Origin of the sequence: Micromonospora sp. AP08 (assembly GCF_008085935.1) — a bacterium.
Lineage (GTDB): Bacteria > Actinomycetota > Actinomycetes > Mycobacteriales > Micromonosporaceae > Micromonospora > Micromonospora chersina.
Window position 1 is genome coordinate 293,380 of sequence record NZ_VSEZ01000006.1, and the last position, 16,441, is coordinate 309,820.

The window sequence follows — 16,441 nt, forward strand, 5'->3', positions numbered from 1 at the left end:
CGTCGGTGGTGCTACGGGCGGTTGCTCGGCGTGGCGACGAGCGCGGCGGTGGTTGCGACGGCGGCCTCGGACGCCTCGGCGGCGACCCGGCGGCCCACTCCTTCGAGCACGTGCTTGCCGATCAGGTTCCCGGCCGGCAGCTCGATCGGGTATTCCCCGTCGAAGCACGCCCGGCAGAGTCGGGTCTTCGGCTGCTCCGTCGCGGCGATCAGGCCGGGGAGCGAAACGTAGCCCAGCGTGTCGGCCCCGATCGACCGGCGGATGCCCTCGTTGTCCAGCCCGTTGGCCAGCAGCTCGGCGCGGGTGGCGAAGTCGATCCCGTAGAAGCAGGGCCAGCGGACCGGCGGCGAGGAGATCCGGACGTGAACCTCCAGCGCCCCCGCCTCGCGCAGCATCCGCACGATGGCCCGCTGGGTGTTGCCCCGGACGATCGAGTCGTCCACCACCACCAGGCGCTTGCCGCGGACGTTCTCCCGCAGCGGGTTGAGCTTGAGCCGGATGCCGAGCTGGCGCAGGGTCTGCGAGGGCTGGATGAAGGTGCGCCCCACGTAGGGGTTCTTCATGAGGCCCTGGCCGTAGGTGATGCCGGACTCCTCGGCGTAGCCGATCGCGGCCGGGGTGCCGGACTCCGGCACCGGGATGACCAGGTCGGCCTCGACCGGGTGCTCCCGGGCGAGCTGGCGGCCGATCTGCACCCGCGCGGAGTGCACGTTCCGCCCGGCGATGGTGGCGTCCGGGCGGGCGATGTACACGTACTCGAAGAGGCAGCCCTTGGGCTCCGGGGCGGCGAACCGGCTGGAGCGCAGCCCGTCCTCGTCGATGGCGATCAGCTCACCCGGCTCCACCTCGCGGACCACGCTCGCGCCGACGATGTCCAGCGCGGCGGTCTCGCTCGCCACCACCCAGCCGCGCTCCAGCCGGCCGAGCACCAGCGGGCGGACGCCGTGCGGGTCGCGGGCCGCGTAGAGGGTCGACTCGTCCATGAAGACGAAGCTGAACGCGCCGCGCAGCTGGGGCAGCACCTCCAGGGCGGCCGCCTCGACGGAGAGGTCGGGGCGGCTGGCCAGCAGCATGGTGACCAGCGACGTGTCGTTGGTCGAGCCGTCGGAGTCCACGCCCCGCTCGGCCACCTCACGCTGGAGCTCGGCGGTGTTGACCAGGTTGCCGTTGTGGGCCAGCGCGATCGTGGTGCCGGCGCTGGTGGCCCGGATGGTCGGCTGGGCGTTCTCCCAGGTCGAACCGCCCGTGGTCGAGTACCGTGCGTGCCCGATCGCCACGTGCCCGCGCAAGCTGGCCAGCGTCGGCTCGTCGAAGACCTGGGCGACCAGGCCGAGGTCCTTGTAGACCACCACACCCGAACCGTCGCTCACCGCGATGCCCGCGGCCTCCTGGCCGCGGTGCTGGAGGGCGTAGAGCCCGAAGTAGGTCAGGTTGGCGACCTCCTCCCCGGGCGCCCAGACGCCGAAGACGCCACACGCGTCCTGGGGGCCGGGTCGCTGGGGGTCAAGGTCGTGGCTCAGCCGGCCATCGCCTCGGGGCACCTGCCGCTCCCTCAATGCTGGGGTCTGGACTGGCCTGGCGGAGGTCGGGGGGGCAAGCTCCGCACGGTGGGCCGGGGACCGTGGTCGCCTCACAGTGTACGCGAACAGCCGACGACACCGACAGTCACGATCCGGCCGCACAGCGTGATCGGCCCGAGCGCGTCGCCGCAGCTATAGCGGCAGGTGCTCGGAGAGATCCGCCCGGGTGCCGGACACGCGTACGCGACCGTCGGTGACGGCCTCCGCCCAGCCGAGGCGGCCCGTGGCCAGCGCCAGCCAGGTCTCCGGGTTCATTTCCACCACGTTCGGGGGCGTTCCGCGGGTGTGTCGCGGCCCCGCCACGCACTGCACGGCACCGTAGGGTGGAACCCGCACCTCCACCGATCGGCCGGGGGCGCGCTCCGCGAGGACGGCCAAGAGGGTACGGACCGCCTCCCGGTACACCGGCCGTTCGGGCGTACGCCCCTCATCCAGCGCCGTCAACGTTGCCGCGACCGCGGCCGAATAAGTGTGCGGAGAGGACACGACGGGACGATACGACCCGGCAGCATCCCGCTCGACGCTGGCCCTGGGTAGAGATGATCCGGTCAGACAAGGCATAGTTGCCGACGGCGTATTCGTACCGTGAGTGATCACCCTGGCCGGACCGGCCGGCGGGGAGATCAGACCCGGAAGGCGGTGGACGTGTCAACACACCGACGTGCCTGGAAGCAGCGGGCCGGTGTGGTCGTGGCGCTGGTCTTCGGCGCGCTGCTCGCCGTCCCCGCCACACCCGCCCTGGCAACAAATCCCGACGTGCGGATCACCAGTCTGTCGACAGGAACGTTGCAGAGCGGTCAGCAGACGCCCATGACCTTCACGGTCACGAACAAGAACGACTCGCCGACCGCCTTCAGCATCAACGTTGACACCTTCAACGGCCTGACCTGCCAAGGCGAATGCAACGTGCCTGCCCGCCTGATCCCTGGGGGCAAGGAAGAGTCGATCACGGTAAACCTCGTCGCCGGCACCCTGAACCCGGGCGACACGAAATCGGGGCAGGTCCGCGTCTCCGCCAAGTCAGGCGGCGATCAGGCCAGCGATGCGCGGGACATGACCGTGCGTGGTCCGGCCGCGCCGCAGCCCACTCAGGCGCAGACCGTGAAGTCGATCTCCGGCAAGGTGGTCGCCGAGGCCAACGGCGATCCGGTGGCGGGTGCCGTGGTGATGCTCCGGGACAGCGTGGGCAAGCAGCGCCAGACCAGCACGGACGGCAGCGGCAACTTCCGGTTCAGCGGCTCGACCTCCGAACCGATCGCACCGGGTCGGATCGACCTCGGCGCCAACAAGGACGGCAAGATCGGCACCAAGTCGTTCGACGCCGCGGCCGGCCAGTCGGTGACCGGGCAGCGGATCACCGTGCCGGTCAAGGTCGAGGCCAGCCCCAGCGCCACCCCGTCCGCCACCGAGGAGCCCCTGCCGACCGACGAGGCGACCGACGAGGCGACCGACGAGCCGGCCAGCGAGCAGCCGGCCGCCCAGCAGCCTGCCGCCAACGAGGACTCCGGCGGCTCCTGGCTGCTGATCCTGCTCGGCGGGCTCTTCGTCGCCGTCGGTGTGGGCACCATCGTGCTGCTCTACATGCGGCGCAAGAACGAGGACGGCGACGGCGACGGGGACGGCCCGCACGGGCCGACCGGCCCCGGTGGCCCGGCCGGAGCGGCCGCCGCGGTGCCGGGCGCCCGGGGCGCCTACCGGGGCGCGGACGACCAGACCCGGGTGGTCAACGGCATGGGCGCCGGTGCGGCGCCGACGATGGCCGGTGGCACCTCGCTGAGCGACGCGCCGACCATGATGCACCGCCCGGTCGTCGACGACGTGCCGCCGGACCCGTACGGCGCGCCGCCCGGCCCGGCCTACGGCGCCGGGGCCGGTGCCGGTCAGGCCGGCTGGGCCGGCAACGGCTACGGCGACGGGGCGCCCGGCCAGGGCGGCTACGGCGGCGGCGACAACGGCTACGGCGCGGCGCCGTCCTCGGGCGGCGGCTACGGCACCGCCCCGTCCTCCGGTGGCGGCTACGGCAGCCGGGACTACGGCGCCGGCGCCGCCGGTTACCCGCCCGCACAGGGCGGCGGCTACGGCGGCGAGCGCTACGACGAGCCCACCGGCCGCTACACCGGCGACAGCACCCAGTACGCGCCGCCGGCCGACCCGTACCCGACCAGCACCTACCAGCCCGACCAGGGCCGGGGCTACGACCAGCCCGGTCAGGGCCAGTACGGCCGCGGCCCGGAGCAGGGCGGCAACGGCTACGGCTCCGGTGGCGGCTACGGCGGCGGCCAGCAGGGCGGCTACGACAACGGTCCGGCGGGCGGCTACGGCGGCCAGCAGGGCGGCTACGAGAGCGCACCGGCCGGTGGCTACGACAGCGGCCAGACCGGCGGCTATGACGGTCGCCAGGCCGGTGGCTACGACGGCGGCCAGCAGGGCGGCTACGACGGTTACGACCAGCGCGGCGGCTACGGCGGCGGCGACGGTTACGGCCAGCCCCAGCAGGGTGGCTACGGCCCGCAGGGCGGCTACGGCCAGGAGCAGCCGCCGCAGCAGCGCGGCGGTGGCTACGACAACCAGGGCTACGACCAGGGTGGCTACCCGGCCGAGGCCGGCCGGGGCCGACCGGACGCCCCGCAGGACCGCGGCGGCCGCCGCCTGGACTGGCTGGACGACTGACCGCGGGGGCGCGAGCGACCTCGACCGAGCACGACGAGAGTGGCCGTCCGGCTGAGCCGGGCGGCCACTTCGCGTCGCGGGTTGGTGGAGTGCGAGGGGGCCGGCGTCAGGCGGGGGCGAAGTAGCCCTGGCGCAGCACCGGCACCACGTCGGAGACGCCGACCTCGACGGCGACGTCCACGTCCCGGGCGAAGCCACCCTCGATGAGTTCGCGGCCGGAGACGCAGCCACGGACCGCCGCCGGCACGTCGGGCGTGCTGGCCAGCGCGGCCAGGGCCATGGCCGCCTCCACGGAGAGTCCGCCGGGAACCCCGGACAGGGTGTCCAGCACGCTGGCCGCACCGAGCTGATCCTCCACGCCGGGGCGCAGCGACCCGTCCGGCCAGCGTTCACCGGCGGCCACCACACCGACCGGGGCGTCGGTCGAGCCGTACCCCTGGGCGCGGAGCCAGCGCCCGACGGCGGGCGCGTTGCGCAGGCAGGCCGCGACCACCGGCACGCCCGTGGCGCTCGCGGCGGCGCTGATGGCCGAGCCGTTCGGCGACGGCAGCACCAGGTCGGCGACGACCGGCGCGGTCCGCAGCGCCGCCGGGGAGAGCGACCACGGGTGTTCCGGGGTCGTCTTCCGGCGGCCGACCGCGGCGACGGCGCCGACCCGGCGGGCGTAGTCCGCGGCCTGCTCGCCCCACGGGAACGGGTGCACCCGCATGCCGCGGCTGACCGCCACCTCCACGGCGGTGGTGAACGAGAGCACGTCCACCACCACCAGGGCGGCGCAGACCCGGCCGAGCTCTGCCGCCCCGCTCAGCCCCCAGTCGAACCGGGCGCCGGCGCCGGGTTGGGCGAAGACGGCCAAGGCCAGGGCCTCAGCGCTGATCCGGCGCGGGGCGCTGGTCGTCGTCACCGTTAGCCGTAGCGGAGCCCTCCGGGCCGGACGCCGCCTCGGGAGCGTCGTCGGCGCCGTCGGTCGTGGCGTCGGCGACCTCCGCCGGAGCCTCGTCGGCCGCAGTCTCGTCTGTCGGAGTCTCGTCCGTCGTGGTGCCCTCGGCCGTCGGAGCGTCCGCCACCGCCACGGGAGCGGCCTCGGCCTCGACCTCGGTCTCGGCGGGAGCGGAGCCGGCCCGCGCGATCGGCTCGGCGTTGACCTCGGCCGGGTCGACACCGACCGGCTGCTCGGCGGTGGCCGGCAGGACGGTGGTGGTCCCGGTGCGGGTGGCCTCCACCTCCACCTGCGCCGCCCCCGCGCCGCCGAAGAGGCGCGGCAGGGTGGCGGTGTGCGCCTCGCGCAGCTCGTCGAGGCCGATCCGGAACTGGCCGTGCACCTCCAGGGCGCCGCCGGCCGGGTCGGTGACCCCGATGAGCTCCCACGGCACCCCGCGCTCGGCGCAGAGGGCGGTGAACGCCTTCTCGTGGCCGCGCGGCACCGACACCAGCACGCGGCCGGCGGACTCGCTGAACAGGAAGACGAACGGCATCGAGCCGTCGGCGAAGTGCTCCGGCAGCACGATCCGGGCGCCGACCCCGCGTCGCAGGCTGGACTCGACCAGGCTCTGGGCGAGACCACCGTCGGAGAGGTCGTGCGCGGAGCTGAGGTGCCCGACCCGTGCCGCCTCGGCGAGCAGCTCGGCGAGCTGTCGCTCGCGGGCCAGGTCGACCTGCGGCGGGATGCCGCCCAGGTGCTCATGGGTCACCCAGGCCCACTCCGAGCCGGAGAGCTCGACGTGCGTCTCGCCGAGCAGGAAGAGCTGGTCGTGGTCGCCGGCCGGCCGCGGCACGAAGCCCATCGGCACCCGGTCCGCCACGTTGTCCAGCACGCCCAGCACGCCGACCACCGGGGTCGGGTGGATGGCCGCCGCGCCGGTCTGGTTGTAGAAGCTGACGTTGCCGCCGGTCACCGGGATGCCCAGCTCCAGGCAGCCGTCCGCCAGGCCGCGCACGGCCTCGGCGAACTGCCACATCACGCCCGGGTCCTCCGGCGAGCCGAAGTTGAGGCAGTCGGTCACGGCGATCGGCTTCGCGCCGGTCACCGCCACGTTCCGGTACGCCTCGGCCAGCGCGAGCTTCGCCCCGTGGTACGGGTCGAGGCGGGCGTACCGGCCGTTGCCGTCGACGGAGAGGGCCACACCGAGGCCGGTCCGCTCGTCGATCCGGATCACGCCGGAGTCCTCCGGCTGGGCGAGCACGGTGTTGCCCAGCACGTACCGGTCGTACTGCTCGGTGACCCAGGTCTTGTCGGCCAGGTTCGGCGACGCGATCATGCGGAGCACGGTCTCCCGGAGCGCGTCCGGGTTGCTCGGCCGGGGCAGAGTCTCGGCACGGTCGGCCTGGAGCAGGATCAGGTCGGCCGGCTCGCGCATCGGGCGGGCGTAGACCGGCCCGTCGTCGACCAGCGAGCCCGGCGGCACGTCCACCACGAGCTGGTCGCGCCAGGTGATGACCAGCCGGCCCGGCTGGCCGTCCGGCGACGGTGCGGTGACCTCGCCGATGGCGGTGGCCCAGACGCCCCACTTCTCGGCGGTCTTGAGCACCGCGTCCAGCTTGTCGGGGGAGACGACCAGCAGCATCCGCTCCTGGGACTCGCTGGCCAGGATCTCGTGCGGCTCCATCGAGGGCTCGCGCAGCGGCACCCGCTCCAGCCAGACCCGCATGCCGGTGCCGGCGGAGGCGGCGGTCTCGGTGAGCGCGCAGGTGAGGCCGGCGCCGCCGAGGTCCTGGATGCCGACGACCAGCTCGGCGTCGTACAGCTCCAGGCACGCCTCGATGAGCAGCTTCTCCATGAACGGGTCGCCCACCTGCACGGACGGGCGGCGCTGCTCGCTGCCCTCGTCGAAGGTGGCGCTGGCCAGCACCGACACGCCGCCGATGCCGTCCCGGCCGGTCTTGGCGCCCATCAGCACCACGACATTGCCGGGGCCGGTGGCGTCCTTCTTCTGCAGCCGGTCGACCGGCAGCACGCCGAGGCAGAGCGCGTTGACCAGCGGGTTGCCCTGGTAGCAGGGGTCGAAGACCACCTCGCCGCCGATGTTGGGCAGGCCGAGGCAGTTGCCGTAGCCGCCGACGCCGGCCACCACGCCGGGCAGCACCCGGGCGGTGTCCGGGTGGTCGGCCGCGCCGAAGCGCAGCGGGTCCATGACGGCGACCGGGCGGGCGCCCATGGCGAGGATGTCCCGGACGATGCCGCCGACACCGGTCGCCGCGCCCTGGTACGGCTCGACGAAGCTCGGGTGGTTGTGCGACTCGACCTTGAAGGTCACCGCCAGCTCGTCGGAGACCCGGACCACACCCGCGTTCTCCCCCATGCCGGCGAGCATCCGGTCGCTCGGCGGGGCCTTCTCGGTGAACTGGCGCAGGTGCACCTTGCTCGACTTGTAGGAGCAGTGCTCGCTCCACATGATCGAGTACATGGCCAACTCGGACTGGGTGGGTCGGCGGCCGAGGATGTGCCGGATCCGGTCGTACTCGTCGTCGCGGAGGCCCAGCTCGGCGTACGGCTGGAGCTCCTCGGGGGTGCCGGCGGCCCGGGGCACGGTGTCCACGCCGAGGGCCCAGTCCTCGGACGGGCCGGCCTGCGGCACCACGCCCGGCGTCTCCCGCAGGGCCGGGTCCGGATGGGTGGTCATGACCTCTCCTCGCTGCGCTCGCCGCCGTGGCGGCGGGTGGACCGACCGATGATCCCGCCGGTCACGCCGGGGCCCCCACCAGGTGCTTCAGCACCGAGGTGAAGAAGCCGAGGCCGTCCAGGGAGGGGCCCGTGAGCGCCTCCACCGCGTGCTCGGGGTGCGGCATGATGCCGACCACGTTGCCGGCCTCGTTGGTGATCGCGGCGATGTCGCGCTGCGATCCGTTGGGGTTGCCGCCGACGTAGCGGGCGACGACGCGGCCCTCGGCCTCCAGCCGGTCCAGCGTCGCCGGGTCGGCGACGTAGCAGCCCTCGCCGTTCTTGACCGGGATGAGCACCTCCTGGCCGGGCTGGAACGCGTTGGTCCAGGCGGTGCCGACGGCCTCGATCCGGAGGACCTGGTCGCGGTTGCGGAAGTGCAGGTGCTGGTTGCGGGTGAGCGCGCCGGGCAGCAGGTGGGCCTCGCAGAGGATCTGGAAGCCGTTGCAGATGCCGAGGACCGGCAGGCCGCCGCGGGCGGCGTCGACGATCGTCCCCATCACCGGGGCGAACCGGGCGATCGCGCCGCAGCGCAGGTAGTCGCCGTAGGAGAAGCCACCGGGCAGGACGACGGCGTCGACACCGTGCAGGTCCGGGTCGCCGTGCCAGAGCCGGACCGGTTCGGCGCCGGCGATCCGGACGGCCCGGGCCGCGTCGCCGTCGTCGAGCGAGCCGGGGAACGTCACCACACCGACCCGGGCGGTCACGAGCGCGCGTCCGCGGTCTCGTCGGCCTCGACCAGGTGGACGGTGAAGTCCTCGATGACCGGGTTGGCGAGCAGCTTGTCGGCGATCTCCCGGGCCCGGTCCAGGTCCGGTTCACCGGTGAACTCGATCTCGATCCGCCTGCCGATCCGGACCGAGGCGACGTCGCTGACGCCGAGCCGGGGCAGCGCGTTTGCGACGGCCTGGCCCTGAGGATCGAGGATCTCGGGCTTGAGCATGACGTCGACGACGACGCGAGGCACGGGGCACTCCTGACTGTGTACGCAGTTGGGTGCCGGCCCACAACGGGCGAGCGCAGCCAGCCTACCTGGCAGATACGGCCCCGCCCGCACCGCCCGGGGCCGGGTCAGGCAGTGATCGGCGTGACCGGCCGCCGTGACGGAAGGCCGATGCGAGTTCGTTGCGGCGTCGATACGAATTTGTTGCCCGGCGGGGCCGCCCGCTCGCGGCGACAGGCCCCTCACCAGGCATTTCGCCGTACGGCCCCGGCGGCGGGACCGGTTTCCGACAGACGGCGGACCGACCCCCGCACCGCCGGCCACCAGATCCACGGATTTCGATCGGAGTCTTGTGACGAACATCGGCCGGCCCTTAGCATTCATCGCCAGACGTCGATGAATTCATCGACCGGCCCACCGGGTTCACCCCGCCCCGGTCAGGTCACCCCTGCCCGGCGACCCCGGGCGCCCCCTCCGCAGAAGGAGTCCCGAACATGCGCCTCCGTCCCCTGCTCGCCGTGGTGACGACCGCCCTCGCCGGCGTGCTCGCCACCGCCTCCGGCGCCGCCGCCGCACCGGCCGGCCCGCAGCCGATCATCGGTGGCAGCACCGTCTCGTCCGCCCCGTGGGCCGCCGCCGTGTTCAGCAACGGCTCGTTCACCTGCTCCGGCAGCGTCATCGCCTCCCAGTGGGTGCTCACCGCCCGGCACTGCGTCAGCGGCTCGATGTCGGTCCGGGTCGGCAGCGTCTACTACGCCTCCGGCGGGGTCACCCGCACCGTGAGCGCCTCCTACACCCGCTACGACCTGGCCCTGCTCCGCCTGTCCAGCGCGGTCAGCACCTCCACCGTGACGCTGGCCAGCAGCAACCCGCCGGTCGGCTCGACCAACTCGATCTACGGCTGGGGCATGACCTGCTACAGCGGCTGCGGCGCGTCTCCCCAGCTCAAGACCGCCAGCGTGCAGGTGACCAGCACCAACGCCACCGACGCGTACGGCGGCCAGGCGATCCGCAGCACCCGGATCAACGGCAACGCCTGGCGGGGCGACTCGGGCGGCCCGCAGTTCTACAACGGCCGCCAGGTCGGCGTGGCCTCCACGGCCGACGGCTCCAGCATCCAGAACTACGGCAGTGTCGCGTACAACCGGTCCTGGATCACCTCGGTGGCCGGTGTCTGACGGTTAGCGCCCGGTGCGGCGCGGATGGGCCGGTGGCACCCCGCCCGTCCGCGCCGCGCCGTTTTGCAGCATCCGATCAGGTGAACACGGCTCACGAACGGGCCGCTCCACGGCTGACAGCATCGGAAGCGTGCTGGTCGTGACGACGGATCAACTGCCCGGCTACGAGATCCGCCAGATCCTCGGCGAAGTGGTCTCCTCGATGGCGAGGACGCGCAACCCCTACCGCGAGGGGGTGAAGAACCTGCGCGGTGGCGCCTACGACCCGATGGCGCCGGACAACCTCACCCGCTGGCGCACCGACTCCGTGGCCCGGCTCGGCGAGGAGGCCATGCGGCTCGGCGCGAACGCCGTGATCGGCATGCGCTTCGACAGCCGGGACTGCGGCGAGATGTGGATGGAGATCTGCGCGTACGGGACGGCGGTGATCGTCGTACCCAAGACGCCCGACATCATGCCGCCGGACCAGCCGATGATCGCGGCCGAGACCGCCCACGACCCGGAGATCGCCTCCGCGCCCGGCGGCATCGCCGAACCGGCCAGCGCCCCGAACCTCCGAACCGCCGCCGAGACCCCCACCCGCGACTCCTGACCCACCCGGGTCAGAGGATCGGGGGCGGGGAGTAGGCGGCGGCCTCGGGGTGGGCTTCGACGATCCTGGCGATGCGGGCCGTCACCCGGTCGACCTGGGCACCGGCGGCGCCCACGAAGGCGTTGCGGTCGGCGACCAGGGCGTCGATCTCCGCCCGGGTCAGGCCGAGCCGGCCGTCCGCGGCGAGGCGGTCGAAGAGGTCGTTCTCGGCGGCGCCCTTCTCCCGCATGGCCAGCGCCACGGCGACCGCGTGCTCCTTGATCACCTCGTGGGCGACCTCCCGGCCGACGCCCCGGCGGACCGCCGCGACCAGGATCTTGGTGGTGGCCAGGAAGGGAAGGAAGCGCTCCAGCTCCCGGTTGATCACCGCCGGGTACGGGCCGAACTCGTCGAGCACGGTGAGGAACGTCTGGAACAGCCCGTCGGCGGCGAAGAAGGCGTCCGGCAGGGCCACCCGGCGGACCACCGAGCAGGAGACGTCCCCCTCGTTCCACTGGTCGCCGGCCAGCTCGCCCACCATCGACAGGTAGCCCCGGATGATCACCGCGAAGCCGTTCACCCGCTCCGACGAGCGGGTGTTCATCTTGTGCGGCATCGCGCTGGAGCCCACCTGGCCCGGCTTGAAGCCCTCGGTGACCAGCTCCTGCCCCACCATCAGCCGGATCGTGGTGGCCAGCGACGACGGCGCGGCGGCGACCTGGGCCAGCGCGGAGAGCACGTCGAAGTCCAGCGACCGCGGGTAGACCTGGCCGACGCTGTCCAGCACCCGGGCGAAGCCCAGGTGCCCGGCGACCCGGCGCTCCAGCTCGGCCACCTTGTCGGCGTCGCCGTCGAAGAGGTCGAGCTGGTCGGCGGCGGTGCCCACCGGCCCCTTGACGCCGCGCAGCGGGTAGCGCTCGATCAGGTCCTCCAGCCGCTCGTACGCGATCAGCAGTTCCTCGGCCGCCGAGGCGAAGCGCTTGCCCAGCGTCGTGGCCTGCGCGGCGACGTTGTGCGACCGGCCGGTCATCACGAGGCCGGAGTATTCGTGGGCGTGCCAGGCCAGCCGGGCCAGGGTGGCGACCACCCGGTCCCGGATCAGCTCCAGCGAGGCCCGGACCTGGAGCTGCTCGACGTTCTCGGTGAGGTCCCGGGAGGTCATCCCCTTGTGCACGTGCTCGTGCCCGGCGAGCGCGCTGAACTCCTCGATCCGGGCCTTCACGTCGTGCCGGGTGACCCGCTCGCGCTCGGCGATCGAGGCCAGGTCCACGTCGTCGACCACCCGCTCGTACGCCTCGACCACCCCGTCCGGCACCGGCACGCCGAGGTCCCGCTGGGCCTTCAGCACGGCGAGCCAGAGCCGCCGCTCCATGCGTACCTTCTCCTCCGGCGACCAGAGGGCGACCAGCTCGGGCGAGGCGTAGCGGTTGGCGAGCACGTTCGGGATCGTCACGGGCCCATTCTCCCGTACGCGCCGACCAGCGCTCCGGTCGGCCCAGGGGCCGGATCAGGTGGGAGCGGGGCGGCCGGTGAGGGCGTGGTAGAGCCCGGCGCAGGCGTCCTCCTCGGTGTCGAAGTGTTGGCGGACGTCGTGCACCCCGCGCTCGTAGAGGCCGATCTCCCAGCCACCGCCGGTGGCGTGGCGGAGGAACCAGAAGTCGGGCGGGACCGGCACGTGCTCGTGCAAGCCTTCCAGCTCGAAGGCGTCCGGCGACAGTCCCGCCGCCAGCAGGGCCCCGCGTACCTGGTGCCGATCCACGCCGGACCTCCTGTCCGTCGAACCGCCGGGCTGACCGCGACCCTGCGTACCCCTGCCGGGCCAGGCAAACCACGCGACGTTCGTCGCAGGACGACCGACGCCCGCCCGGGTGCGACCCGGGCGGGCGTCGGTCAATGTCGGGGTCAGCGCTCCAGGATCGCCGTCACGCCCTGCCCGCCGGCCGCGCAGATGGAGATCAGGCCACGCCCGCTCCCCTTCTGGTCGAGCAGCTTGGCCAGGGTCGCCACGATCCGGCCGCCGGTGGCCGCGAACGGGTGCCCGGCGGCCAGCGAGGAGCCGTTGACGTTGAGCTTGTCCCGGTCGATCGACCCGAGCGGCGCGTCCAGGCCGAGGCGCTCCTTGCAGAACTCCGGCGACTCCCAGGCGGCCAGGGTGGCCAGCACCTGCGAGGCGAACGCCTCGTGGATCTCGTAGTAGTCGAAGTCCTGAAGGGTCAGCCCGGCCCGGGCCAGCATCCGGGGCACCGCGTACGCGGGGGCCATGAGCAGCCCTTCGTCGCCGTGCACGAAGTCGACCGCCGCCGTCTCCGACCAGGAGAACCAGGCCAGCACCGGGAGGTGGTGCTCGCGCGCCCACTCCTCGGAGGCCAGCAGCACGGTCGACGCGCCGTCGGTGAGCGGGGAGGAGTTGCCGGCTGTCATGGTGGCCTGCTCGGCGTCCGGCCCCTTGGTGCCGAAGACCGGCTTGAGCGAGCCGAGCTTCTCCAGGCTGGTGTCCGGGCGGAGGTTCTGGTCGCGGGTGAGCCCCAGGTAGGGGGTCATGAGGTCGTCGAAGAACCCCTTCTCGTACGCGGCGGCGAGCCGCTGGTGCGAGCGGAGCGCCAACTGGTCCTGGGCCTGCCGGTCGACGTTCCAGCGCAGCGCGGTCTTCGCGGCGTGGTCGCCCATCGACAGCCCGGTCCGCGGTTCGGCGTTGCGCGGGATCTCCGGCTTGAACGGCTGGAGCGGGCGGAGCTTCGCGGCGATCTTCAGCCGCTCGCCGAGCGTGCGGGCGGAGTTGAGCTGGATCAGGGTGCGGCGCAGGTCCTCGTTGACGGCCAGCGGCGCGTCGGAGGTGGTGTCGACGCCGCCCGCGATGCCGACGTCGATCTGCCCGAGCGCGATCTTGTTGGCGACCAGGATGGCGGCCTCCAGCCCGGTGCCGCAGGCCTGCTGGATGTCGTACGCCGGGGTGTGCGGGTCGAGGCGGGAGCCGAGGACCACCTCGCGGGTGAGGTTGAAGTCCCGGGAGTGCTTCAGCACGGCGCCGGCCACCACCTCGCCGACCCGCTGCCCGGCCAGCCCGAACCGGGCGACGAGCCCGTCCAGCGCCGCGCCGAGCATGTCCGCGTTGGACGCGTGCGCGTAGCGCGAGTTGGACCGGGCGAAGGGGATGCGGTTGCCGCCGATCACCGCGACCCGCCGGACACTCTGCACGATCGGCCTCCTCGAAGCTGTTGCCCGAACCCTACTCGCCAGTAGGCTACGCCTATGACCGACAGGTACGCGAGCTTCGTCCAAACGGGGGCCGGCCGCACGCTGGTCAAGCGCCTCGGGCTGCCCGATCCGCCCCGCCTGCGCCGGCACACGCCGGGCGACCCGCTGGTTCCCGGGCCGGTCCTGCTCGGGTCGTCGACCGGTGGCCGGCTCGCCGAGCCGGTGGGCAAGGTCCTGACCGCCGCCGGGGTCGAGCTGGTCGATCCGGCCGCCGCCACCGACGCCGCCGCCCGCTTCGCGGCCCTGGTGTACGACGCCAGCGGCATCACCGACTCCACGGAGCTGCGCCAGCTCTACGACTTCTTCCACCCGCAGGCCCGGGCGCTGCTGCCCAGCGGCCGGGTGATCGTGCTGGGCACCCCGCCGGCCGAGTGCGGCTCACCCCGCGAGGCGACCGCCCAGCGCGCGCTGGAGGGGCTGACCCGCAGCATCGGCAAGGAGTTCGGCCGGGGCGTGACCGCCCAGCTCGGGTACGTCACAAAGGACGGCGACGCCGGCACCCAGGTCAGCCTGGAGTCCACCCTGCGCTTCCTGCTCAGCGGCCGGTCCGCGTACGTCTCGGGTCAGGTGATCCGGGTCGGCGCGGGGACCGCCACCGCGCCGGCCGACTGGGACCGGCCGCTGGACGGTCAGGTCGTCCTGGTCACCGGGGCGGCCCGGGGCATCGGCGCGGCGCTGGCCCGGGTGCTCGCCCGGGACGGCGCCACGGTCGTCGCGCTGGACATCCCGGCCGCCGGGGACGAGCTGGCCGCGGTCGCCAACGAGGTGGGCGGCAGCGCCGTGCAGCTCGACCTGACCGCGCCGGACGCCCCGACCCGCCTGGCCCAGCATCTGGCGAGCCGGCACGGGCGGGTCGACGTGGTGGTGCACAACGCCGGCATCACCCGGGACAAGACGCTGGGCCGGATGGACGCCGACCGCTGGGACTCGGTGATCGACGTGAACCTCTCCAGCCAGGAGCGGATCAACGACGTGCTGCTGGAGCGCGACCTGATCCCGGCCGGCGGCCGGATCGTCTCGGTCTCCTCGATCGCCGGCATCGCCGGCAACCGGGGCCAGACCAACTACGCGACCAGCAAGGCGGGGGTGATCGGCCTGGTCGACTCCCTCTCGCCGGTGCTGCGGGAGCGGGGCATCAGCCTCAACGCCGTCGCGCCCGGCTTCATCGAGACCCGGCTGACCGCCCGGATCCCGCTGATGATCCGCGAGGCGGGCCGGCGGATGAACAGCATGGCGCAGGGCGGCCTGCCGGTGGACGTGGCCGAGACGATCGGCTGGCTGTCCTGGCCGGCGAGCGGCGCGGTCAGCGGCAACGTGGTCCGCGTCTGCGGCCAGAGCCTGCTGGGGGCGTGATGGCGCGACGGAAGCAGCGGCCGGAGGAGCCGGCCGAGGAGCTGTCGGTGCACGAGCTGATCGAGGGGCCGACCCAGGACCTCACCTCGGCCCGGGCGGCACTCGCGGCGCGCGGCGCCCCGGAGCCGCCGGGCGATGCGACCCGGGACCTGTCCGCGCTGGCCGAGGACCGCACGCAGGACCTGTCCGCACTGGCCGCGGACCGCACCCGGGACCTGTCAGCCCTGGCCGAGGACCGCACGCAGGACCTGTCCGCGCTCGCCGACGACCGCACCCGGGACCTGTCCGGCGCCGCCGCGGCCGTCATGGCGGGCGGGGCGGCCACACTGGCCGCCCCGGAGCGCACCGGGCCGGAAGGGCGCCTGCGCATCGACCTGCCCAGGCTGCCCGCGCCGGGGGCGCTCTACCGGCGGGCCCTGCTGGGGGCGCTGCCCGGCATGGGCGGCCGGCGGCGGCCGGACGTGCCGGCCGTGGAACTGGGTGTCACCGGGGTGCCGGTCGACCCGGCGCACCTGGCGGACTACGACCGGGTCTGCGGGTTCCGGCTGGCCGACCGGCTGCCGGCGACGTACCTGCACGTGCTGGGTTTTCCGCTCTCGCTGCGGCTGATGACCGCGCCGGAGTTTCCCATCCCGCTGACCGGCGTGGTGCACGTGGCGAACCGGATCACCGTGCACCGGCCGGTCGAGGTGGGCGAGACGGTGGACTTCCACACGTACGCCGAGAACCTGCGCCCGCACGAGCGGGGCCGGCAGCTCGACGTGGTGCTGGTCGGCTCGGTGGCCGGCGAGGAGGTCTGGCGGGGCGTCTCGACGTACCTCGGGAAGGAGCGCAGGGCGGGCGGCGGCCCGCGGGCCGACCGAGGTGACCGCCCGACCCCGCCGGCCGCCTCGGCGCGCTGGCGGGTGACCCCGCGGGTGGGGACGGACTACGCCCGCGTGTCCGGCGACCACAACCCGATCCACACCTCGAAGCTGGGCGCGCGGCTGTTCGGCTTCCCGCGCCCGATCGCCCATGGCATGTGGAGCAAGGCCCGCTGCCTGGCGGCGCTGGAGAGCCGGCTGCCGGAGGCGTACACGGTGGAGGTGGCGTTCAAGCTGCCGGTGCCGCTGCCGTCCACCGTGGCCTTCAGCGCCTCCGGCACCGGCGGGAGCTGGGACTTCGCGCTGCACGACGCGCGGCAGGGTCGGCCGCACCTGGTGGGCACCGTCCGCTGAGGAAAGAGGGGCTTGA

Annotated in this window: 14 protein-coding genes; 5 read left to right on the forward strand and 9 right to left on the reverse strand. The window is 73.6% G+C overall.

The annotated features are described in order from the left end of the window. Nucleotides 1–11 precede the first annotated feature (11 nt). On the reverse strand, nt 12–1,541 hold the full coding sequence (purF, locus tag FXF50_RS13370) for an amidophosphoribosyltransferase (protein ID WP_148427669.1): 1,530 nt from the start codon (nt 1,539–1,541) through the stop codon (nt 12–14). Between the two features lie 171 nt (nt 1,542–1,712). After that, nucleotides 1,713–2,066: a sterol carrier family protein gene (locus FXF50_RS13375; RefSeq protein ID WP_148427671.1), complete on the reverse strand. Its 354-nt coding sequence runs from the start codon at nt 2,064–2,066 to the stop codon at nt 1,713–1,715. 159 nt (nt 2,067–2,225) lie between these two features. Here FXF50_RS13375 and FXF50_RS13380 point away from each other — a divergent pair, with 159 nt between their 5' ends. After that, nucleotides 2,226–4,250, forward strand: coding sequence for a carboxypeptidase-like regulatory domain-containing protein (locus FXF50_RS13380; protein ID WP_148427673.1), 2,025 nt, complete (start codon nt 2,226–2,228; stop codon nt 4,248–4,250). Between the two features lie 106 nt (nt 4,251–4,356). Here the strand turns inward: FXF50_RS13380 and FXF50_RS13385 are convergent, their stop codons facing one another. The 4 genes from FXF50_RS13385 to purS all read right to left on the reverse strand — a co-directional run bounded on the left by FXF50_RS13385 (nt 4,357) and on the right by purS (nt 8,875). Beyond that, entirely contained in the window at nt 4,357–5,106 is a 750-nt protein-coding gene (locus tag FXF50_RS13385) for a 2-phosphosulfolactate phosphatase (RefSeq protein ID WP_148427811.1), read from the reverse strand. A 10-nt stretch (nt 5,107–5,116) separates the two neighbouring features. Further along, nucleotides 5,117–7,870: a phosphoribosylformylglycinamidine synthase subunit PurL gene (gene purL / locus FXF50_RS13390; protein WP_255510014.1), complete on the reverse strand. Its 2,754-nt coding sequence runs from the start codon at nt 7,868–7,870 to the stop codon at nt 5,117–5,119. Between the two features lie 61 nt (nt 7,871–7,931). Then, a complete protein-coding gene (purQ, locus tag FXF50_RS13395; RefSeq protein ID WP_091315779.1) occupies nt 7,932–8,615 on the reverse strand; it encodes a phosphoribosylformylglycinamidine synthase subunit PurQ in 684 nt (227 codons plus the stop codon). Then, entirely contained in the window at nt 8,612–8,875 is a 264-nt protein-coding gene (gene purS / locus FXF50_RS13400) for a phosphoribosylformylglycinamidine synthase subunit PurS (protein WP_091315782.1), read from the reverse strand. The genes purQ and purS overlap by 4 nt, the downstream gene beginning before the upstream one ends. Nucleotides 8,876–9,345: 470 nt before the next feature. On the opposite strand from purS, the gene FXF50_RS13405 reads away from it, so the two are divergent. Together FXF50_RS13405 and FXF50_RS13410 are read left to right on the forward strand one after the other, a co-directional pair. After that, complete coding sequence (locus FXF50_RS13405) at nt 9,346–10,029, forward strand: DUF1986 domain-containing protein (RefSeq protein WP_148427675.1); 684 nt, start codon at nt 9,346–9,348, stop codon at nt 10,027–10,029. Between the two features lie 13 nt (nt 10,030–10,042). Beyond that, nucleotides 10,043–10,621: a YbjQ family protein gene (locus FXF50_RS13410; RefSeq protein ID WP_187399657.1), complete on the forward strand. Its 579-nt coding sequence runs from the start codon at nt 10,043–10,045 to the stop codon at nt 10,619–10,621. Nucleotides 10,622–10,631: 10 nt separating this feature from the next. Here FXF50_RS13410 and purB read toward each other — a convergent pair whose 3' ends face one another. The 3 genes from purB to FXF50_RS13425 form a co-directional block, all read right to left on the reverse strand. Beyond that, the gene (gene purB, locus FXF50_RS13415; protein ID WP_148427676.1) at nt 10,632–12,053 is read right to left on the reverse strand and encodes an adenylosuccinate lyase; all 1,422 of its coding nucleotides are present in this window, start codon (nt 12,051–12,053) and stop codon (nt 10,632–10,634) included. 54 nt (nt 12,054–12,107) lie between these two features. Further along, entirely contained in the window at nt 12,108–12,359 is a 252-nt protein-coding gene (locus tag FXF50_RS13420) for a hypothetical protein (protein WP_148427678.1), read from the reverse strand. Nucleotides 12,360–12,502: 143 nt separating this feature from the next. Continuing rightward, a complete protein-coding gene (locus tag FXF50_RS13425) occupies nt 12,503–13,795 on the reverse strand; it encodes an acetyl-CoA C-acetyltransferase (protein ID WP_148427680.1) in 1,293 nt (430 codons plus the stop codon). A gap of 54 nt (nt 13,796–13,849) precedes the next feature. Between FXF50_RS13425 and FXF50_RS13430 the strand changes: the two genes are divergently transcribed. Both FXF50_RS13430 and FXF50_RS13435 read left to right on the forward strand, forming a co-directional pair. Then, nucleotides 13,850–15,208 carry a 3-oxoacyl-ACP reductase gene (locus FXF50_RS13430; protein ID WP_148427682.1) on the forward strand — a complete coding sequence of 453 codons (1,359 nt, stop codon included), beginning with the start codon at nt 13,850–13,852 and terminating at the stop codon, nt 15,206–15,208. A gap of 305 nt (nt 15,209–15,513) precedes the next feature. Beyond that, the gene (locus FXF50_RS13435) at nt 15,514–16,425 is read left to right on the forward strand and encodes a MaoC/PaaZ C-terminal domain-containing protein (RefSeq protein WP_255510021.1); all 912 of its coding nucleotides are present in this window, start codon (nt 15,514–15,516) and stop codon (nt 16,423–16,425) included. Nucleotides 16,426–16,441 lie beyond the last annotated feature (16 nt).

Excerpts from the sequence above, each read along its gene's own strand:
- purL (WP_255510014.1), bottom strand. The coding sequence starts at position 7,870 with ATGACCACCCATCCGGACCCGGCCCTGCGGGAGACGCCGGGCGTGGTG.
- FXF50_RS13435 (WP_255510021.1), top strand. The coding sequence starts at position 15,514 with ATGGCGGGCGGGGCGGCCACACTGGCCGCCCCGGAGCGCACCGGGCCG.
- FXF50_RS13405 (WP_148427675.1), top strand. The coding sequence starts at position 9,346 with ATGCGCCTCCGTCCCCTGCTCGCCGTGGTGACGACCGCCCTCGCCGGC.
- FXF50_RS13430 (WP_148427682.1), top strand. The coding sequence starts at position 13,850 with ATGACCGACAGGTACGCGAGCTTCGTCCAAACGGGGGCCGGCCGCACG.